Annotated in this window: 18 protein-coding genes; 9 read left to right on the top strand and 9 right to left on the bottom strand. The window is 61.1% G+C overall.

Annotation, left to right across the window (positions count from 1 at the left end):
- Positions 1-1,402, top strand: a 1,402-nt coding sequence (locus ACRESD_RS12705) for an efflux RND transporter permease subunit (protein WP_431751212.1), incomplete at its 5' end; no start/stop codon positions are given.
- A 36-nt stretch (positions 1,403-1,438) separates the two neighbouring features.
- Here the strand turns inward: ACRESD_RS12705 and ACRESD_RS12700 are convergent.
- Positions 1,439-2,347 (bottom strand): MurR/RpiR family transcriptional regulator, encoded by a 909-nt coding sequence (locus ACRESD_RS12700; RefSeq protein WP_431751211.1) that lies wholly within the window; start codon positions 2,345-2,347, stop codon positions 1,439-1,441.
- A gap of 284 nt (positions 2,348-2,631) precedes the next feature.
- Here ACRESD_RS12700 and ACRESD_RS12695 point away from each other — a divergent pair, with 284 nt between their 5' ends.
- The 5 genes from ACRESD_RS12695 to ACRESD_RS12675 all read left to right on the top strand — a co-directional run bounded on the left by ACRESD_RS12695 (position 2,632) and on the right by ACRESD_RS12675 (position 9,385).
- Positions 2,632-4,569, top strand: a complete 1,938-nt coding sequence (locus tag ACRESD_RS12695) for a bifunctional 5-dehydro-2-deoxygluconokinase/5-dehydro-2-deoxyphosphogluconate aldolase (RefSeq protein ID WP_431751210.1) — start codon at positions 2,632-2,634, stop codon at positions 4,567-4,569.
- Positions 4,570-4,733: 164 nt separating this feature from the next.
- The gene (gene iolE / locus ACRESD_RS12690; RefSeq protein ID WP_431751209.1) at positions 4,734-5,621 is read left to right on the top strand and encodes a myo-inosose-2 dehydratase; all 888 of its coding nucleotides are present in this window, start codon (positions 4,734-4,736) and stop codon (positions 5,619-5,621) included.
- A 3-nt stretch (positions 5,622-5,624) separates the two neighbouring features.
- Positions 5,625-6,413, top strand: coding sequence for a 5-deoxy-glucuronate isomerase (iolB, locus tag ACRESD_RS12685; RefSeq protein WP_431751208.1), 789 nt, complete (start codon positions 5,625-5,627; stop codon positions 6,411-6,413).
- A gap of 10 nt (positions 6,414-6,423) precedes the next feature.
- On the top strand, positions 6,424-8,355 hold the full coding sequence (iolD, locus tag ACRESD_RS12680; RefSeq protein ID WP_431751207.1) for a 3D-(3,5/4)-trihydroxycyclohexane-1,2-dione acylhydrolase (decyclizing): 1,932 nt from the start codon (positions 6,424-6,426) through the stop codon (positions 8,353-8,355).
- Between the two features lie 19 nt (positions 8,356-8,374).
- On the top strand, positions 8,375-9,385 hold the full coding sequence (locus ACRESD_RS12675) for a Gfo/Idh/MocA family protein (protein ID WP_431751206.1): 1,011 nt from the start codon (positions 8,375-8,377) through the stop codon (positions 9,383-9,385).
- Between the two features lie 79 nt (positions 9,386-9,464).
- On the opposite strand, the gene ACRESD_RS12670 is transcribed toward ACRESD_RS12675, so the two are convergent.
- The 3 genes from ACRESD_RS12670 to ACRESD_RS12660 form a co-directional block, all read right to left on the bottom strand.
- On the bottom strand, positions 9,465-10,358 hold the full coding sequence (locus tag ACRESD_RS12670; RefSeq protein WP_431751205.1) for an NAD-dependent epimerase/dehydratase family protein: 894 nt from the start codon (positions 10,356-10,358) through the stop codon (positions 9,465-9,467).
- Positions 10,359-10,454: 96 nt separating this feature from the next.
- Positions 10,455-11,357, bottom strand: a complete 903-nt coding sequence (locus ACRESD_RS12665) for a LysR substrate-binding domain-containing protein (protein ID WP_431751204.1) — start codon at positions 11,355-11,357, stop codon at positions 10,455-10,457.
- 44 nt (positions 11,358-11,401) lie between these two features.
- Positions 11,402-12,166 carry a sulfite exporter TauE/SafE family protein gene (locus tag ACRESD_RS12660; RefSeq protein WP_431751203.1) on the bottom strand — a complete coding sequence of 255 codons (765 nt, stop codon included), beginning with the start codon at positions 12,164-12,166 and terminating at the stop codon, positions 11,402-11,404.
- A gap of 188 nt (positions 12,167-12,354) precedes the next feature.
- Here ACRESD_RS12660 and ACRESD_RS12655 point away from each other — a divergent pair, with 188 nt between their 5' ends.
- Positions 12,355-13,251, top strand: a complete 897-nt coding sequence (locus tag ACRESD_RS12655; RefSeq protein WP_431751202.1) for a LysR substrate-binding domain-containing protein — start codon at positions 12,355-12,357, stop codon at positions 13,249-13,251.
- Here ACRESD_RS12655 and ACRESD_RS12650 read toward each other — a convergent pair.
- On the bottom strand, positions 13,197-14,603 hold the full coding sequence (locus ACRESD_RS12650) for an amino acid permease (RefSeq protein WP_431751201.1): 1,407 nt from the start codon (positions 14,601-14,603) through the stop codon (positions 13,197-13,199). The two genes, ACRESD_RS12655 and ACRESD_RS12650, sit on opposite strands and share 55 nt — an antisense overlap.
- A gap of 164 nt (positions 14,604-14,767) precedes the next feature.
- Positions 14,768-16,018, bottom strand: coding sequence for a kynureninase (gene kynU / locus ACRESD_RS12645; protein WP_431751200.1), 1,251 nt, complete (start codon positions 16,016-16,018; stop codon positions 14,768-14,770).
- A gap of 144 nt (positions 16,019-16,162) precedes the next feature.
- Here kynU and ACRESD_RS12640 point away from each other — a divergent pair, with 144 nt between their 5' ends.
- Positions 16,163-16,636: an Lrp/AsnC family transcriptional regulator gene (locus tag ACRESD_RS12640; RefSeq protein ID WP_431751199.1), complete on the top strand. Its 474-nt coding sequence runs from the start codon at positions 16,163-16,165 to the stop codon at positions 16,634-16,636.
- Between the two features lie 35 nt (positions 16,637-16,671).
- Here ACRESD_RS12640 and catA read toward each other — a convergent pair whose 3' ends face one another.
- The 3 genes from catA to ACRESD_RS12625 are packed head-to-tail and all read right to left on the bottom strand — an operon-like array spanning position 16,672 to position 19,073.
- Positions 16,672-17,601 (bottom strand): catechol 1,2-dioxygenase, encoded by a 930-nt coding sequence (catA, locus tag ACRESD_RS12635; protein WP_431751198.1) that lies wholly within the window; start codon positions 17,599-17,601, stop codon positions 16,672-16,674.
- 41 nt (positions 17,602-17,642) lie between these two features.
- Positions 17,643-17,933 carry a muconolactone Delta-isomerase gene (gene catC / locus ACRESD_RS12630; RefSeq protein WP_431751197.1) on the bottom strand — a complete coding sequence of 97 codons (291 nt, stop codon included), beginning with the start codon at positions 17,931-17,933 and terminating at the stop codon, positions 17,643-17,645.
- Positions 17,934-17,945: 12 nt separating this feature from the next.
- Positions 17,946-19,073: a muconate cycloisomerase family protein gene (locus tag ACRESD_RS12625; RefSeq protein ID WP_431751196.1), complete on the bottom strand. Its 1,128-nt coding sequence runs from the start codon at positions 19,071-19,073 to the stop codon at positions 17,946-17,948.
- Positions 19,074-19,187: 114 nt separating this feature from the next.
- On the opposite strand from ACRESD_RS12625, the gene ACRESD_RS12620 reads away from it, so the two are divergent.
- Positions 19,188-20,063 (top strand): LysR family transcriptional regulator, encoded by an 876-nt coding sequence (locus tag ACRESD_RS12620; protein ID WP_431751195.1) that lies wholly within the window; start codon positions 19,188-19,190, stop codon positions 20,061-20,063.
- Positions 20,064-20,148 lie beyond the last annotated feature (85 nt).

Genomic DNA, 20,148 nt, shown 5'->3' with positions numbered 1-20,148 from the left:
GTTGTACATGCCTTCGGCATTACCAGGTTTGTCGACGCAAACGGCGGGCGAACTGCTGCAACGCACCGATCGCCTGATCAAGAGCGTGCCCGAAGTCGCCCATGTGTTCGGTAAGGCAGGCCGCGCTGAAACCGCCACCGACCCGGCACCGCTGGAGATGTTCGAGACCACCATCGAGTTCAAGCCCAAGGACCAATGGCGCCCCGGCATGACCCCCGACAAGTTGGTCAAGGAGCTGGACCGTGTGGTGCAGGTGCCGGGCCTGACCAACATCTGGATTCCTCCGATCCGCAACCGTATCGACATGCTGGCCACTGGGGTCAAGAGCCCGATTGGGGTGAAGGTCGCAGGGACCAGCCTGATGCAGATCGACGCCGTGACCCAGGCCGTGGAGAAAGTTGCCAAGACAGTGCCGGGGGTGAGTTCGGCGTTGGCTGAACGCTTGACCGGCGGGCGCTATATCGACGTGGACATCGACCGTGCCGCCGCTGCGCAGTACGGGCTGAACATAACCGATGTACAGGCCATCGTGTCCGGAGCGGTGGGCGGTGAAACCATCGGCGAAACCGTGGAAGGCTTGGCGCGTTTCCCCATCAGCCTGCGTTATCCCAAGGAGTGGCGCGACTCGGTGGCGGCACTGCGCAACCTGCCGGTGTACACGCCGAAGGGCAGCCAGATCACGCTTGGCACGGTCGCCAAGATCCAGGTCAACGATGGTCCGCCGATGCTCAAGAGTGAGAACGCACGGCCTTCCGGTTGGGTGTATATCGACGTGCGTGACCGTGACTTGGCGTCGGTGGTCAAGGACCTGCGTGCGGCGATCAGCCAGCAAGTGCACTTGCAACCGGGCATGAGCCTCAGTTACTCGGGGCAGTTCGAGTTCCTGGAGCGTGCCAATGAGAGATTGAAGCTGGTGGTGCCGGCCACGCTGCTGATCATTTTTGTGCTGCTGTACCTGACCTTTCGCCGGGTGGAGGAGGCGTTGTTGATTCTGGCGACGTTGCCGTTCGCACTGACCGGAGGTGTGTGGTTGCTCTACGGATTGGGCTTCAACCTGTCGGTGGCCACAGGCGTGGGGTTTATCGCGTTGGCGGGGGTGTCGGCGGAGTTCGGCGTGATCATGCTGCTCTACCTGAAAAACGCCTGGGCCGAGCGCAGGGACGGTAACCTGCTGGCTGCCATCACCGAAGGCGCGGTGCTGCGGGTGCGGCCCAAGGCGATGACGGTGGCGGTGATCATCGCCGGGTTGTTGCCGATCCTACTGGGCACTGGCACCGGCAGTGAGGTCATGAGCCGGATTGCCGCGCCGATGATCGGCGGGATGCTGACGGCGCCGTTGCTGTCGCTGTTCGTCATCCCTGCGGCGTACTACCTGATGCGCCGTCCTAAAGCCAAACACTGATCAAAAATGTGGGAGGGGATCTTCAGAGGCCCAAGATCAGTCGTCGAACCCGACCTGCTCATGGATTTCGTCCACCTTCAGTTCCAGGCGGTAGGCCACGGCGATGAACAACGCCTGGCACAGGCACAAGGTGGCGCTCAACGAGCGGAAGGCAAACGAAGAGCCCTCATTCACCAGCAGCACCGCGTTCGCCCGCTTGGCCAGGGGCGACAGGTTGCTGTCGGTGATGATCAGGGTCTTGGCCTGGTGGTGCTGGGCGATGCGCAGGCAGTGTTGGGTCTCTTTGCCGTAGGGCGTGAAGCTGATGGCGATCACCAGGTCGTTGGCACGCACGCTGCGCATCTGTTCGCGGTAGCTGCCGCCGAGGCCGGAGACCAGGTGAATGCGCTTGTTGGTGTGCTGCAGGTTGTAGACAAGGTAATCCGCCACTGCAAAAGAACGGCGCACGCCGACCACGTAGATATTGTCGGCATTGACCACCAGGTCCACGGCTTTCTCGAACGCCGCGTCATCCAGTTCCAACCCCAGGCGCTCGATGCCGGACAGTGTGGCGTTGACGCATTCGCGCGCCAGGTCGCCGCCGCTGGCTTTCTGCGACTTGTTGGCGATCATGCTGCGGATACGCTGCTGGTAGTTCTGCACCGGCGTGGTCTTGTGGGTGTAGGCCTCGCGAAACAACGCCTGCATCTCACTGAAACCACTGAAACCGAAGCGCTGGGAAAAGCGCACGATGGCCGAAGGGTGCACTTCGCATTCGCGGGCGATGTCGCTGATGCGGTCGACCATGATCCGGTCGCTCTGCTGGCTCATGTAGCTGGCGATGCGTTTGAGCTGGCGTGGCAGGCTTTCGTATTCGTCGGTGATCAGCTGCAACAGGCGTTCGGCATTGACCGGAGGGCTGGGGATCGTGGCTTCCAGGGTGGTCTCGGGATCGGTGCGGGACATGGGCAATCCTTCTGGCGTTTTCGTCTGTTGCGCTGATGGGTGGCGCAAGTCTACAGGGTAGGCGCAAAAAAATACCCCGGCATCACGGCCCGCGTGGCCTGCTGAAACGATGCACGGCGGCTGGCGTGCCATTATGCCAGCGTATTGGAAAAAATATTCCACTAAAAATAATTATGGAATAAATATTGATTGCCGTCGCCGGACGTTCTAGTCTGCTCCCACCAAGAGCGTTTGCCGCCCCCACGGCGGCACAACGCAGGCTGATAAAAATAACAGGAGCCAGCATGGGCCAGACTCGTTTTGCCAGTGGGCGTCAATTGGATCTGATTTGCCTCGGGCGCCTGGGCGTCGACCTCTACGCACAGCAAGTAGGTGCGCGGCTTGAGGACGTGTCCAGCTTCGCCAAGTACCTCGGTGGGTCCTCCGCCAATATCGCTTTCGGCACCGCTCGGCTGGGGCTCAGGTCGGCGATGTTGAGTCGGGTCGGGGATGACCACATGGGGCGTTTCCTGCTCGAATCCCTGGCGCGTGAAGGCTGCGATGTCAGCGGCATCAAGGTCGACCCCGAACGCCTCACCGCGTTGGTGCTGTTGGGCCTCAAGGACCGTGAAACCTTCCCCCTGGTGTTCTACCGCGAAAACTGCGCTGACATGGCCCTGCGCGCCGAAGACATCAGCGAGGCCTTTATCGCCTCCAGCAAAGCCCTGCTGATCACCGGCACGCATTTCTCCACGGAGGGTGTGTACAAGGCCAGCCTCCAGGCCCTGGACTATGCCGCCAAGCACAACGTCAAGCGCGTGCTGGACATCGACTACCGCCCGGTGCTGTGGGGCCTGGCGGGCAAGGCGGACGGTGAAACGCGGTTTGTCGCCGACCAGAATGTCAGCCAACACGTGCAGAAAATCCTGCCGCGTTTCGACCTGATCGTCGGCACCGAAGAAGAGTTTTTGATCGCCGGTGGCAGTGAAGATCTGCTGGTCGCACTGCGCACCGTGCGTGAATTGACCCCGGCAACCCTGGTGGTCAAGCTCGGCCCGCAAGGTTGCACAGTGATCCATGGCGCCATCCCCGCACGTTTGGAAGACGGCGCGATCTACCCCGGCGTACGGGTTGAAGTCCTCAATGTGCTCGGCGCCGGTGATGCGTTCATGTCCGGCTTCCTCAGCGGTTGGCTGAACGATGCCAGCGATGAACGTTGCAGCCAGTTGGCCAATGCCTGCGGCGGCTTGGTGGTGTCGCGCCACGCCTGTGCTCCGGCAATGCCGACGCCGGCCGAACTGGATTACCTGTTCAACAGCCCGGTGCCCATCACGCGGCCGGATCAGGACGTGACCCTGCAGCGCCTGCACCGTGTCAGCGTGCCGCGCAAGGCCTGGAAGCAGTTGTTCGTGTTTGCCTTCGACCATCGCTGGCAGTTGGTGGACCTCGCGCAAAAGGGCGGGCAAGACCCGTTGCGCATCAGCGACATCAAGCAGCTGTTTATCCAGGCTATCGAGCGGGTGGAACAGAAACTTGGCGAGCAGGGTGTCGACGCCGATGTAGGACTGCTGGCCGACCAACGTTTCGGCCAGGACGCGCTCAACACCGCCAGCGGTCGCGGCTGGTGGATCGCGCGCCCGGTGGAAGTACAGAACTCGCGGCCGTTGGCGTTCGAACATGGGCGTTCGGTCGGCAGCAACCTGATTGCCTGGCCCCAGGAGCAGATCATCAAGTGCCTGGTGCAATTCCACCCGGACGACGAGCCGTTGCTGCGCCTGGAGCAGGAGGCACAACTCAAGGCGGTGTACGAGGCGTCCCTGGTCAGTGGCCATGAGTTGTTGCTGGAGGTCATCCCACCCAAGGATCATCCATCCACCTACCCGGATGTGCTCTATCGCAGCCTCAAGCGCCTGTACAACCTGGGCATCTACCCGGCGTGGTGGAAGATCGAGGCGCAGTCGGCCGAGGATTGGAAAAAGCTCGACGAACTGATCCAGGAGCGCGACCCATACTGCCGTGGCGTGGTGTTGCTGGGCCTGAATGCTTCAGCCGAGTGCCTGGCTGATGGCTTCCAGCAAGCTCGCCACAGCACCACCTGCCGTGGTTTTGCCGTAGGCCGTACGATCTTCCAGGAGCCGAGCCGTGCGTGGCTGGCGGGGGAGATTGATGACGAGACCCTGATTCAGCAGGTGCAGCACACGTTCGAACAGCTCATCAATGCCTGGCGCAGTTCCCGAACCTGATCACAATTCCAAATGTGCAATGCAATCAAATGTGGGAGGGGGCTTGCCCCCGATGGCGGTGGTTCAGTTATAGAGGTTTTGCCTGATTAACCGCTATCGGGAGCAAGCCCCCTCCCACATAAAGCAGATTTCAGTGATATCTGAAAAAAATAAAAGGTGCAGCCATGCCCGCAATTCGAATTGGCATCAACCCGATCTCCTGGAGCAACGACGACCTGCCGGCACTGGGCGGTGAAACGCCCTTGAGCACGGCCCTCAGCGAAGGCAAGGAAATCGGCTACGAAGGTTTTGAGCTCAACGGCAAATTCCCCAAGGACGCCAAGGGCGTCGGCGATGTATTGCGCCCCTATGACCTGGCTCTGGTCTCCGGCTGGTATTCCAGCCGCTTGGCGCGGCGCTCGGTGGCGGAAGAAATCGAGGCTATTGCCGGTCATGTCGAGCTGCTCAAGCACAATGGCGCCAAGGTGCTGGTGTATGGCGAAGTCGCCGACTCGATCCAGGGTTCGCGCATCCGCCTGATCGAACGTCCGCGTTTTCACAGCGAACAGGCTTGGCAGGAATACGCGGACAAACTCACCGAACTGGCTCGCTTCACCCTGTCCCAGGGCGTGCGGTTGGCCTACCACCATCACATGGGCGCCTACGTTGAGTCTCCTGAAGACATCGACCAGTTGATGAGCCGCACCGGCCCTGAAGTCGGCCTGCTGTTCGACTCCGGCCACTGCTACATGGGCGGCGGCGAACCGATCGAGGTGCTGCGCAAACATATCGGGCGCGTCTGCCACGTGCATTTCAAGGACGTGCGCAAGCCGGTGGTGCAACTGGCGCGCAACCAGATGTGGAGCTTCCCCGATTGCATCGTCAACGGCACCTTCACCGTGCCCGGCGACGGTGATATCGATTTCGCGGAATTGCTCGACGTCCTGCTGGCTGCGCAATACGAGGGCTGGCTGGTGGTGGAAGCCGAGCAGGACCCTGCCGTGGCGCCGAGCTATATCTACGCCAAAAAGGGTTATGACACCTTGCGCGCGCTTCTCAACGAGAGGACTTGAGTGATGAGCTTGCTGGTCAAAAGCAGCAAACGTGGACAAACCATGGTGGCCCTGGAAGCCGGGCGCCTGGAGTATGTGGGTTTTTCCGCTTACCGCCTGAGCCTGGGTGAAACCCTGCCGGTCAGCGCCGGGGATAAAGAGCTGTGCCTGGTGCTGCTCAGCGGTCGGGTGAACATCGAAGGCGAGGGCTTCAACTGGCAGAACCTCGGTGATCGCCAGTCGGTATTCGAAGACAAGTCACCCTTCGCCGCCTACCTGCCGCCTGGCACCACGGCCCAGATCACCGCCTTGAGCGATGTACAGATCGCCGTGTGCGCCGCGCCCGGTGCCGAAGGCTACGCACCACGTCTGATCCGCCCGGAAAACTGCAAGCGCAGCGTACGCGGCAAAGGCGCCAATACCCGTTATGTGTGCGACATCCTGCCCGACAGCGAGCCGGCCCATTCCCTGCTAGTGGTGGAAGTGCGCACGCCGTCCGGGCATTCGTCGAGCTACCCGCCGCACAAGCACGACACCGACGACCTGCCGCACCAGAGCTTCCTTGAAGAAACCTACTACCACCAGGTCAATCCGCCCCAGGGCTTCGTGTTCCAGCGCGTCTACACCGACGACCGCAGCATCGACCAGGCCATGGCCGTGGAAAACAGCGACCTGGTGGTGGTGCCCAAGGGGTATCACCCGGTCAGCGTGCCGTATGGCTATGAGTCCTACTACCTGAATGTGATGGCCGGCCCGAAGCGTGCCTGGCATTTCCATAACGACCCGCAGCACAGCTGGCTGCTGGACCTTTAAGGGGCGTGACATGACCACCACCCGACTGACCATGGCCCAGGCCCTGGTGAAGTTCCTGGATAACCAATACATCGAAGTCGATGGCGTACAGAGCAAGTTTGTCGCCGGAGTGTTCACGATTTTCGGTCACGGCAATGTGCTGGGCCTGGGCCAGGCCCTGGAGCAGGACAGCGGTGACCTGGTGGTACACCAGGGCCGTAATGAGCAAGGCATGGCCCACGCCGCCATCGGTTTCGCCAAGCAGCACCTGCGGCGCAAGATCTACGCGTGCACGGCGTCCGTGGGGCCGGGCGCGGCGAATATGCTGACCGCCGCTGCGACGGCCACCGCCAACCGTATCCCGTTGCTGTTGTTGCCTGGCGATGTCTACGCCAGCCGCCAGCCCGACCCGGTGCTGCAACAGATCGAGCAGTTCCATGACCTGAGCATCAGCACCAACGACGCCTTCCGTTCCGTGAGCAAGTACTGGGACCGCATCAACCGCCCCGAGCAGTTGATGACGGCGGCGATCCACGCCATGCGCGTATTGACTGATCCCGCGGAGACTGGCGCCGTGACCCTGGCGCTACCGCAAGATGTGCAGGCTGAAGCCTGGGACTATCCCGATTATTTCCTGCAAAAACGTGTGCACCGCATCGAGCGCCGCCCGGCCACTGCCGCGATGATCGGCGATGCCTTGGCCGCGTTCCGGGGCAAGCGCAAACCGCTGATCATCTGCGGCGGCGGCGTGAAGTACTCCGGCGCGAATGCCGCGCTGCAAGCCTTTTCCGAGCGCTTTGATATTCCTTTCGCCGAAACCCAGGCGGGCAAGAGCGCGGTGATCTCCAGTCATCCGCTGAACGTCGGTGGCATTGGTGAAACCGGCTGCCTGGCGGCCAACCTGCTGGCGCCCGAGGCAGACCTGATCATCGGCATCGGCACCCGCTACACCGACTTCACCACCTCGTCGAAATCGCTGTTCAAGCACCCCGAGGTGAAGTTCCTCAACCTCAATATCAGCCCGTGCGATGCCTTGAAACTGGATGGCGTGCAGGTACTGGCCGATGCGCAAGTGGCTCTGGACGCATTGGCCGACGCCTTGGGCGATTACCGCTCGGGCTGGGGCGAGCAGATCCGCGACGCCAAGGCGCAACTGGACGCGGAAGTGGACCGCGTACATCACGTGGAATATGACGGCGATGGCTTCGTGCCCGAGGTCGATGACCACCTGGACCGCGCGGTGCTGCGCGAATTTATCGAGCTGACCGGTTCATGCCTGACCCAAAGCCGTGTACTGGGCGTGCTGAACCAGGCCCTGGCTGACGACGCGATCATCGTCGCCGCCGCCGGCAGCCTGCCCGGCGACTTGCAGCGCGCCTGGCGCAGCAAGGGTGTCAACACGTACCACGTCGAGTACGGCTATTCGTGCATGGGTTACGAGATCAATGCGGCCTTGGGGGTGAAGCTGGCAGAGCCAGGCAAGGAGGTCTATGCCCTGGTCGGCGATGGCTCGTACATGATGCTGCATTCGGAACTGGCCACCTCGATCCAGGAGCGGCGCAAGATCAATGTGGTGCTGCTCGACAACATGGCCTTCGGTTGCATCAATAACCTGCAGATCGGCAATGGCATGGACAGTTTCGGCACTGAATTCCGCTTCCGCAACCCCGAGAGCGGCAAGCTCGACGGCGGGCTGGTGCCGGTGGACTTCGCCATGAGTGCGGCGGCGTATGGCTGCAAGACCTACAAGGTGAGCACGGTGGAGCAACTGGAAGCGGCCCTGGCCGATGCGCGCACGCAGACTGTCTCGACGTTGATCGACATCAAGGTGCTGCCCAAGACCATGGTCCACGGCTACCTGTCGTGGTGGCGAGTGGGCGTGGCACAGGTGTCCACCAGCGAACGCACGAATGCGGCGGCGAAAAAACTCAATGAACAGCTGGCCAAGGCCCGGCAGTACTAATAACAAGAGGGGTGAATGTATGTCGTTGAAGCTAGGTGTGATCGGTACGGGCGCCATCGGCCGGGACCATATTCGTCGTTGTAGCCAGACCTTGCTCAACAGCCAGGTGGTGGCCGTCACCGACATCAACCTTGAGCAAGCGGCCAAGGTGGTGGCGGATTTGAAGTTGGACGCCGAGGTGTACCCGGACGGGCGTGCGCTGATTGCCTCGCCGCAGGTGGAGGCGGTGCTGGTGACGTCCTGGGGGCCGAGCCACGAAGAATTCGTGCTGGCCGCCATCGCCGCCGGCAAGCCGGTGTTTTGCGAGAAACCCCTGGCGGTGACGGCCGCAGGCTGCCGCAAAATCGTCGACGCCGAAGTGGCCTACGGCAAGCGCCTGGTGCAAGTGGGCTTCATGCGTCCGTATGACGAAGGCTATCGCGCCCTCAAGGCGGTGATCGACAGTGGCCAGATCGGCGAGCCGTTGATGCTGCACTGCGCGCACCGCAACCCGACGGTGGGGCAGAACTACAAGACCGACATGGCGATCACCGACACGTTGATCCATGAGCTGGATGTGTTGCGCTGGCTGCTCAACGACGACTACGTGTCAGTGCAGGTGGTGTTCCCGCGTAAGTCCAGCAAAGCACTGGCCCATTTGCGTGATCCGCAGATCGTACTGCTGGAAACCGCCAAGGGCACCCGCATTGATGTGGAAGTCTTTGTGAACTGCCAGTACGGCTACGACATCCAGTGCGAAGTGGTGGGGGAGACCGGCATCGCCAAGCTGCCGGAGCCGTCCCAGGTGCAGCTGCGCAGTGGCGCGAAACTGTCGAATGCGATCTTGATGGACTGGAAGGACCGGTTCATCGGTGCCTACGACGTGGAGTTGCAGGCCTTCATTGATAGCGTGCGTGCCGGCCAAGTGGGCGGGCCATCGGCGTGGGATGGGTTTGCGGCGGCGGTGGCGGCGGACGCGTGTATCGAGGCGCAGGGCAGTGAGCAGATTGTGAAAGTCAGCCTCCCTGATCGCCCACACTTCTACGGCTGACCCCAATTCTATTGTTGGAATGCAGTCAGTGTGGGAGCGGGCTTGCTCGCGAAGACAGCAACGCGGTATCAAGCGAACATCAAACCATTTCGTGACGAATCCACTCCACCACCGACGCACGCTTCGGCGCCCAACCCAGCAGCTCACGGGCATGCTTGCCGCGCACGCGGCTGTTGGAGCCCAGGCCGTAGTTGGCCATTTCATAACCCCACTCGGCCTCAGCCTCGGCCAATGGCCAATCCTGTGGCTTGCCCAGCTTCAGGGCTTCGGCAATGGCGGTGGTCATGTCGACAAATGCCGCTTCGCTGCTCTCCACAAAGTAGAAAGTACCGGGCACGTTCTTGGTCAGTGCCAGCAGGTACAGCGCCACCACGTCTTCAATATGCACGTTGGACCAGATGTTCTGCCCCGGCCCCACATGGCGCACCACCCCACTCTTGCGCGCTTGCTTGAGCAAACGCGGCAATTGCACGCTGTCACGCTTCACGCCGAGGCTGTGGCCGTAGATCAAGGTGTTGCAGATCACGGCCGAATTCACGCCCTCTCGGGCAGCCGCCAGGATCAAGTTATCGATGGCCACGCGTGCGGCCTTATCCACCGTCGGCTCCGGCAGGTTGTCTTCAAAATAGATGACATCGCTGGCCTTGCCGCCCGACGCATCACCGACGATGCTCGAACCGCTGGTGTGCAGGAAGGGCTTGTTCGAGCCTTTCAAGGCGGCGAGCAAGGTTTCTACCGCGGCACGATGGTCGCTGCTGGCGGCGTTGATCACCGCATCGGCTTGCTGGGCCTGCGCGGTCAAGAGGGCGGCATCGTCAAGGGTGCCGATCACCGGGGTGATGCCCAGGGCTGTCATTTCAGCAGCCTGTTCGGCGCTGCGCACCAGGCCGGTGACAGCGTGACCGGCCTTGACCAGGCCGGTCGCAATGGAACCACCGATAAAACCTGCAGCGCCGGTAACGAATACGTTCATGGAGTGTTCTCCTGACGGGGTAAGTGATGGGTCCAGTATCAGCGCCCACGCCCTGTCGAATAAGTCCCTGCTGCCCAATTCACTCTTGCGTACAAGTCACGAATCAGCGGCGTACCGTGCCAGCTTGGCCTGGATAAAGTCCAGGAAACACTGGATGCGCAAGGCCAATTGCGAGTTGCGATAAAACACCGCGTTGATCGGTTGGCGGTAGCCGCTGTTGAACGCCTCCAGCACCGGCACCAAGCGTCCGGCGTTGATGTCGTCGATGGTCATGAAGTTCGACAGGCAGCAAATGCCCTGCCCTTCCAGCGCCAGGTGCCGCAGGGTTTCACCGCTGGAGGCGGCAATGCGCGGCTGGATCAGCCAGCGGTCGCCTTCCACATGACGCAGCGGCCAGTGGTTGAGGGTTTCGGTCTGGGTGAACCCCAGCAAGGTGTGATCCGCCAACTCCGCCACGGTGCTCGGCGTGCCGTGCTGCTTGAGGTAGGCGGGGCTAGCCAGGATGTGCAGCGGCGACCAGCCCAGCGAGCGCGCATGCAGGGTTGAGTCGGCCAACGCCCCAATGCGGATGGCAATATCAGTGCTCTGCTCCAGCAGGTCGATGATCAAGTCATCGCTGTTCAGCTCCAGTTGGATGTCCGGATAGAGGCTGCGAAATTCAGCGATGTACGGCACGATCCCGTGCAGCATGAACGGCACGGCAGCATTGATGCGCAGCCGCCCGGCGGGGTTTTTCTGGCGTGACGACAGGCGCTCTTCCAATTCATCCATTTGCGCCAGGATCACCTTGGCCTGTTCGAAGAAGTACTTGCCCTCTTCGGTCAAGTCCATGCGCCGTGTGGTGCGGTTGATCAGCGTGGTGTCGAGCTTGGCCTCCAGGCGCGACAAGGTGCGGCTGACTGCCGATGGCGTCTGCCCGACCTGCTCCGCCGCAGCGGAAATCGAGCCGCACTCAATCACACTGACGAAGGTTTGTAGCTCATCGGATCGGGCTTTCACAGGCTGTCCTCTCTATCGGATCAGCGCAGCTTACACCGAGCGGTTCAACCGCCAATCAGCAAATGCCCTCCCAGCAGCGCCATGCCGATAAAAAATACGCGCTTGAACAGCACCGCGCTGATGCGCCGGCGTAACACCTGGCCGAGCCACATCCCTAGCAATGCAGGCAGCATGGCCAACAGCGACGCATTGATTTCGCCACCGCCCAACGTACCGCGCCAGACCATCCCCGTGGCCAATGCCAGCGTGGAAACCGTGAACGACAGCCCCAGCGCCTGCACCAGTTGATCGCGGTTCAAGCCCAGGGCTTGCAGATACGGCACCGCAGGGATCACGAACACACCCGTCGCGGAGGTGATAAGCCCGGTGATCAGCCCACACACCGGCCCCAACCAACGTTCGGTCCCAGGTGCGACCCTGAACGTGGGCAAGAACAATCCGCTCAACGCATACACCAGCAACGCGCCCCCCAGCGCACGCACTACCCACTGCCCGCCGTCCATTCCCAGCCACAGAGTACCCAGCCCGGTGCCGAGGAAAATCAGCAGCAGCATCGGCCACAGGCGCTTGAACAAGTCACTCAAGTGGCCGCCAAACATCAGTTGCCAGAGGTTGGTGACCGTCGAAGGAATGATCAGCAACGCCGCAGCCTGCGCCGGCAACATAGCCAGGCCGAGCATGCCCATCGCCACCGTGGGCAGGCCAAGGCCGATCACGCCCTTGACGGTGCCGGCCAGCAGAAAAGTGCCAACCACCAACAAAGTCAGGGCCGGACCGATATTTTGGTAGAACGCGAGGAAAGTATTCATGGGCCGATTGTGGCGCTTTTCGATCAGGCCGAAAATTCGCCATATCCTGAGGTAGACTCTTGTTTTGCTTTAGGCTGAAATCGCCATCGCAGGCAAGCCAGCTCCCACACTGAATGTGTTCACCAATCAAAATGTGGGAGCGGGCTTGCCCGCGATAAGGCCAGTCCAACCACCCGAAGGTTCCAGCCATGCACTTTGACCTGATCGACCTGCGCCTCTACCTGCACATCCTCGACACCGGCAACATCACCGCAGGCGCGGCACGCAGCCATTTATCCCTGGCCGCCGCCAGCGCACGCATCCGGGCGATGGAGGCATCGTTGGGTATCGAATTCCTTGAGCGCGGCCGTCGCGGTGTCACGCCCACCGCAGCGGGTAAAGCCCTGGCCCGTCATGCCCGCTTGCTGCTGCAACAAGCCGAGCATCTGCAACAGGACCTGGCGGAATACGCCAAGGGCGTCAAAGGCCAAGTGCGCCTGCTGTGCAACACCACGGCCCTGAGCGAATACTTGCCGGAACTGCTGGCGGATTTTTTGCGCGAACACCCCAACCTCGATATCGACCTGCAGGAGCTGCCGAGCCTGCGCATCACTCAGGCCCTGCGCCAAGGTACAGCCGAGATTGGAATCATCTCCGATGCCGTGGATACGCACGGCCTGCAAACCCTGTCGTTTCGCGATGACCCACTGGTGTTGATCCTGCCCCTCGATCACCCCCTGGCGGCCGATACAGTGAGCTTCATCGACAGCCTGCAATACGATTTCGTCGGTCTGACTGCCGACAGTGCGCTGGCGGTGTACCTGGAGGAACAGGCGCTGCATGCCGGCTTTCGCTTGCAGACGCGCATCCGCGCCGAAGGCTTTGATGGGGTGATGCGCATGGTCGCCCGGGGCGCCGGCCTGGGCATCGTGCCCCAGGCCGCGCTGGACCGCTGGCCGTCGGCGCAGCGCTTCAAGGCCCAACCCTTGCGCGAAGCGTGGGCCTGCCGACAGCTGTTGTTATGCGCGCGGTCGTTCGATCATCTACCGGGTTACGCCAAGGCTTTGTTCGAAGCCTTGGCCCTGCCCTTGCGAAAGAACCCGTAGTACACCGCCGACAGAATCAACAGAAATGGCACGCCGAACACCAGGGTCATCTTGAACGCCTCGGTGAAATACGTGGTGATCATCACCGCCCCCATCAGCACCAGGCCGAGCAAGGTGCTGTAAGGAAACAGCCGCAACTGGAACGACAGCTTCGGCCCACCATGACGCTGGCGATAGCGGCGGAAGAACAGGTGCGTGAGGAAGATCATGAACCAGGTGAAGATCGCGCCGAACATCGAGATCGCCATCATCAGGGTGAACGAGCTTTCCGGGTACACCACGTTCAACAAGGTCGCCAGGGCAATCCCCGAACTGGACAACAGCAAGGCGTTCAGCGGAATGCCGCTCTTGCTCAAGGCCCCCATGGACTTGGGTGCAAAACCGGCGCGCGACAGGCTGAACATCATGCGCGTGGTGATGTAGAGCTGACTGTTCATCGCCGACAACGCCGCGATCAGGATCACGAAGTTCATCACGCCGGTCGCTCCGGGAATGCCGATGGTCTGCATCACCGTGACGAACGGGCTCTGGGTTTGCCCGGCCTGGTTCCACGGCACGATGGCGAGCATCAAGGCCAGGGTCAGCAGGTAAAACACCACCAACCGCACGATGGTCGCCCGGAAGGCTTTTTTCACCGCCTGCTCCGGGTCGGCCGCTTCACCCGCGGCCACCGCGATCATTTCCACGCTCAAATAGCTGAAGATCGACACAATCACCGCGATCCACATGCCGCTCAACCCATGGGGGAAAAATCCGTCGTGGGCCGTGTAGTTGTGCACGCCGTATTCCGGGTTGCCGGAACCGAAAACCACGTACACAGCGAGGATGATGAAGCCGACAATGGCGCTGATCTTGATCGTTGAGAACCAGTATTCGAAGTTGCCGAAGGTCTTCACGCTGATGGCGTTGAGCAGGATCAGCACACTGGAAAACGACACGATCCATACCCATTCCGGCACATTGGCGAACCAGTATTTCATGTACATCGCCACCGCCGTGACCTCGGCCCCGACCGCCAACACAATCGCCGCCCAGTAGGCATAACGCACCAGAAACCCGGCCAGCGGGCTGATGTAGAACTCGGCGTAGGCACCAAACGAGCCCGAAGTGGAATGGGCCACCGTCATCTCCGCTAGGCAGCCCATCAACAGCAAGGTGATCAATGCGCCGATGGCATAGCTCACCAGCACACTGGGCCCGGCGTAGCCAATGGCATAGGCGCTGCCCATGAATAGCCCGGTGCCGATGGCGCCACCGATAGCGATCATGCTCATCTGGCCGGAAGTGAGCTGGCGCCTCAGGCCCAGTTCGCGGTGGGTGATCTCTGCAAAGCCGTGGTCTGGCGTGGTCACGTGGTGTGCCCCTTTATTATTGTGATTGCACAGTTTGGATATTGACGCAGATCTCCTGTGGGAGCGGGCTTGCTCGCGAATGCAGTGTGTCAGTCACTGATGGGTTGACTGATAGAGCGCATTCGCGAGCAAGCCCGCTCCCACATTTTTTGATCTGTGTTGATTCAGGTGACGCTGTTTCGGACTTTGTATTGCGGCTGGTCCCAAGTGTGGTTGTCGAGGATGTCGCCAAGGATTTCCACTGCGTCCCATACCTCGGTGAAGCTGGTGTACAGCGGGGTAAAACCAAAACGCATGATGCGCGGCTCGCGGTAGTCACCGATCACGCCACGGGCAATCAGCGCCTGGATCACCGCATAGCCTTCAGGGTGTTCGAAACTCACATGACTGCCACGCTTGGTGTGCTCACGCGGTGTGATCAACACCAGGCCGTGGGCGGCGCAGCGGGTTTCAATCAGCGCGATAAACAGGTCGGTCAACGCCAGGGATTTAGTGCGCAGGCTGGCCATATCGGTCTGGGCGAAAATCTCCAAGCCGCATTCCACCATGGCCAACGAGGTGATCGGCTGCGTGCCGCACAGGTAGCGGGCAATGCCGCTGCTCGGGGCGTATTGCGCCTCCATGGCGAACTGGCGGCTATGCCCGAACCAACCCGACAGCGGCTGACGCACCACATCCACCAACGTCGGGTTGACCCACACGAACGCCTGGGAACCCGGCCCGCCATTGAGATACTTGTAGGTGCAGCCAATCGCATAATCGGCACCGGCCTTGTGCAGGTCGACAGGCACCGCGCCCGCCGAATGCGCCAAATCCCAAATGCTCAGCGCACCGCACTCATGACTCAAGGCGGTGAGCGCCTGCATGTCGTACATGTAGCCGGTCTTGTAGTTGACGTGAGTGAGCATCACCACCGCCACGTCCTGGTCGATGGCCTGGGGCAGCTCATCCGGGCTGTTGACCAACCGCAGGCAATAGCCTTGTTGCAGCAACTCGGCCAGGCCTTCGGCGATATACAAATCCGTGGGGAAGTTGCTCGCCTCGCTGACGATGACCTTGCGCCCAGGCTGGCGTTGGCGCTGCACGCTCAACGCGGCACTGAGCACCTTGAACAGGTTGATGGAGGTGGTATCAGTGATGGCCACTTCACCGTCCTGGGCGCCGATCAACGGTGCCAGGCGGTTGCCCAGGCGAAGGGACAAATCGGCCCAACCGGCGCTGTTCCAGCTGCGAATCAAACCATTGCCCCACTCCTCGCAGATGACCTGTTGCGCACGTTCAGCCGCCGCCACCGGACGCGCCCCGAGAGAGTTGCCGTCGAGGTAGATCACCCCCTCGGGCAACGCGAATTGGCGTCGCAACGGGGCGAGTGAATCCTGGGCATCGAGGGCTTGGCAGTGGCTTCGAGTGGTCATGGGTGGTCCTGATTTTTATAAGTGAGAATGGACAAAATAATGAGCGAAGTTCTAGAGAATTTTCGTGCAAAGTGGTGGGTAACAGGCTAATTAAGCTGTAGGAAATTCGAATTTAACCCCCAAACACGTGGATTTATTCTAATCATGATTCTCGACGCCACCGACCTGCGCCTCCTGCATTTCCTGCAACAGGATGGGCGTATCAGCAACCAGGAACTGGCGGAAAAAGTCGCGTTGTCACCCTCCGCCTGCCTGCGTCGTTTGCGCTTGCTGGAGAGCGAGGGAATCATCAGCGGCTACCGTGCAGTGCTGAATGCCGAGCAACTGGGTATCGAGCTGGAGGCCATCGTGCACCTGTCGTTGCGCCAGGATATGGAGGACTGGCATGAGACATTTATCAAGAAGGTGCAAGGCTGGCCGGAGGTGGCCAGCGCCTATGTGATTACCGGCGCGAGCAACTATGTGTTGCGGGTGCAGGCGCGCAACCTCAAGCACTTTTCGGACTTTATCGTGAACCACCTGAACCGCACGGCCGGGGTGATGGATATACGTTCGGAGATTGTGCTGCAGAAGATCAAGGATCGGGATGAGGTGTTGGATCTGGTCATCCGCAAATAACCGCAACACCACAAAACCCACAGCTTTAACCGCGTTTAGTCTTCCAGGGCGCGGACCCGCTGCATGCGTTTCTGCTCTACCGGCGCAGCAGCCACCTGCAGCTCAAAGTCAAAATCAATCTGCGCAAACCGCCCTTGCACGCCAAACTCCCGGGCCAGTTGTTGATCGTCACTGAAGCGAATCTCGGCAATCAACTCATCCCGCGTGGCATAGGCAAAGTCATCATGCAGGTACGGGTCATCCGACAGGTTGATCTGCGTGGTCAAATGCCGATGCCCCGGCGCCGAAATGAAGAAGTGAATATGCGCTGGCCGCTGCCCATGCCGCCCCAGTTGATCGAGCAACTGCTGGGTCGGCCCGGTCGGTGGGCAGCCGTAGCCGGACGGCACGATGCTGCGAAAGCGGTAGTTGCCCTGGGCATCGGTCTCGATGCGCCGACGCAGGTTGAACGCTGATTGCGCCGGGTCGAACCACGAATAGGTGCCGCCGGTATTGGCCTGCCACACATCCACAATCGCCCCCGCCAGCGGCTTGCCATCGGTGTCGCGTACCTGCCCGCGCATAAACAACGGCACCGCGTCGTCCTGGCCATCATCCAGCCGTGCTTCGTACTTGCTCAGCGGCGCCCCCGCCACATACAGCGGGCCTTCGATGGTACGCGGCGTGCCGCCGGACTTGCCCGCCTCTTCATCGGCAGCGTCCATCAGCAAGTCCAGGTAATGCTCCAGGCCCAACCCTGCCGCCAGCAAACCGGCTTCCTGGTTCTTGCCCAACTCGTTGAGGTAATTGACCGCCTTCCAGAACTCTTCCGGGGTCACTTCCAGGTCTTCGATGATGTTCACGGTGTCGCGCAGGATGCGGTAGATCAGCGCCTTGGTACGCGGGTTGCCGCCGTCATTGAGGTTACCACTGGCTTCTTCGAGAAACTGTTGGGCGTGGGCAGTCTGGGACAGTCGGATGGACATGGTGCAATCCTCATCTTGTAGTTATTGGGTGCAAAACAGGCTCAGCGGTCGTCCTCGTGGATCGACGATGGATGACGACACAGTGGGTTCACTTCGATGGCCATGTAGGGAAATAGCGGCAACTGCATCAGCAGGTCGTGCAGTGCCTGTACGCTGTCGACATCGAACACGCTGTAGTTGGCGTAGTGCCCAGCGATACGCCACAAGTGGCGCCATTTGCCCTCTTGTTGCAGGCGCTGCGCCAGGGCTTTCTCGTCGGCTTTCAGGGCGGCTGCGCGTTCGGGGTTCATGTCCAAAGGCAGGTTCACGGTCATTTTTACGTGGAACAACATGGCAGGCGCCTCTTAGTGTTTGTCACGACGGAAGAACGCCAAACGCTCTTCATCGATGGCCAGGCCCAGGCCCGGTAAGTGGGAAACATGCAGCTGGAAATCGCGGTACACCGGCGGTTCGATGAGGATGTCTTCGGTGAGCAGCAACGGGCCGAACAGCTCGGTGTCCCACGCCAGCTTGTTCAGCGTGAGGAAGGCATGGGCCGAGGCCAGGGTGCCGATACCACCTTCGAGCATGGTGCCGCCGTACAGGCCGATGCCTGCCGCTTCGGCAATCGCAGCGGTACGCAACACGGCGCGGGGGCCACCATTCTTGGCGATCTTCAAGGCGAACACTGACGCCGCGCCTTCGCGGGCCAGGTTGAAGGCATCTTCGACACACTCGATGGACTCATCGGCCATGATCGGTGCCGGGCTCGACAGGTTAAGCCGCGCCATGCCGCCACGGTTGTTACGTGAGATCGGCTGCTCGATCAGGTCAATGCCGTTATCGCCCAGCACTTTGCACGCGCGCAGGGCCACCGCTTCGTCCCACGCCTGGTTGACATCAACCCGCACACTGGCGCGCTCGCCCAGGGCCTTCTTGATCGCGATCACATGGGTCAGGTCGCGGCCCACCTCACCGGCACCGATCTTCAACTTGAAGATGCGGTGGCGGCGCAGGTCGAGCATCTTTTCGGCCTCGGCAATGTCCTGTTCGGTATTGCCGCTGGCCAGGGTCCAGGCCACTGGCAAGGCGTCACGCACACGCCCGCCGAGCAGTTCGCTGACCGGTAGGTTCAAGCGTTTGCCCAGCGCGTCGAGCAAGGCGCTTTCGATACCGGACTTGGCAAAGGTGTTACCGCGAATGCTGCGTTCCAAACGCTGCATGGCGGCGTTGATATTGCCCGCGTCCTGGCCAATCAACAGCGGTGCGAAGTGGCGGTCGATGTTGACCTTGATGCTGTCGGGGCTTTCGTTGCCGTAGCTCAGGCCACCGATGGTGGTGGCTTCGCCGATGCCTTCGATGCCATCACTGCAACGCAGGCGAATGATCACCAGGGTCTGGTTTTGCATGGTGTGCATCGCCAGCTTGTGCGGGCGGATGGTGGGCAGGTCGACGATGATCGTTTCGATCGACTCGATGGTACAAATCGGCATGGCTATACCCGTTGGGTCCTTTATCGGTTTGAGCCGATTCTGTTCCGCAATTTTCCGGGCTTCCAATATAGAATTGGTCTCAATCGATACCTTCAAGGTATGAAAGGAGCCGACATGGAACTGCGTCATCTGCGCTATTTCCAAGTGCTGGGTGAAACCCTTAACTTCACCCGCGCAGCCGTTCGCCTGCACATCGCCCAGCCACCACTGAGCCGGCAGATCCAGCAATTGGAGGATGAACTGGGGGTGATTCTGCTGGAACGCGGCCGGCCACTGCGGCTGACTGACGCCGGGCGTTTTTTCTATGAACACGCCAATGTGCTGCTGGAGCAGTTGAACACGGTCTGCGACAACACGCGGCGCATCGGCCTGGGCGAGAAGACCTGGCTGGGCATCGGCTTTGCGCCGTCGACCCTGTACGGTGTACTGCCGGAATTGATTCGGCGCCTGCGCAACCACGATTCGCTGGAACTGGAGCTGGGGTTGTCGGAGATGACCACCCTGCAGCAGGTCGACGCCCTCAAGGCCGGACGCATCGATGTGGGCTTCGGGCGCATTCGCATCGATGACCCGGCCATCGTCCAACGTGTGTTGGTGGAAGATCGACTGGTGGCTGTGCTGCCCGCCGGTCACCCGTTGCTCGGCGCGCCCGCAACCCTTGCCCAATTGGCGGCCGAGCCCGTTGTGCTCTACCCCGGCAACCCGCGCCCCAGCTATGCCGACCATGTGATTGCGCTGTTCGACGCTCACGGTTTGAGCCTCAAGGTAACGCAGTGGACCAATGAATTGCAGACCGCCATCGGCCTGGTCGGCGCGGGCATGGGCGTGACGTTGGTGCCGGCTTCGGTACAGGTGCTGCATCGGGCGGACATCGGTTACACACCGATTGTAGAAACCACCGCGACCTCGCCGATCATTCTGAGCCGGCGGGTGAATGACCAGTCGCCGGGTCTCAGTCATTGCCTGCAACTGGTGGAAGAATTGATCTGATACCGCCCAAACACCACACCCCCAGTGTGGGAGCGGGCTTGCTCGCGAATGCAGTCTGCCAGTCGCTGGATGTATTGGCTGACAC

Source organism: Pseudomonas sp. (genome assembly GCF_050739995.1).
Classification (GTDB): Bacteria; Pseudomonadota; Gammaproteobacteria; order Pseudomonadales; family Pseudomonadaceae; genus Aquipseudomonas.
This window is presented reverse-complemented; position numbering and strand designations above follow the sequence as displayed.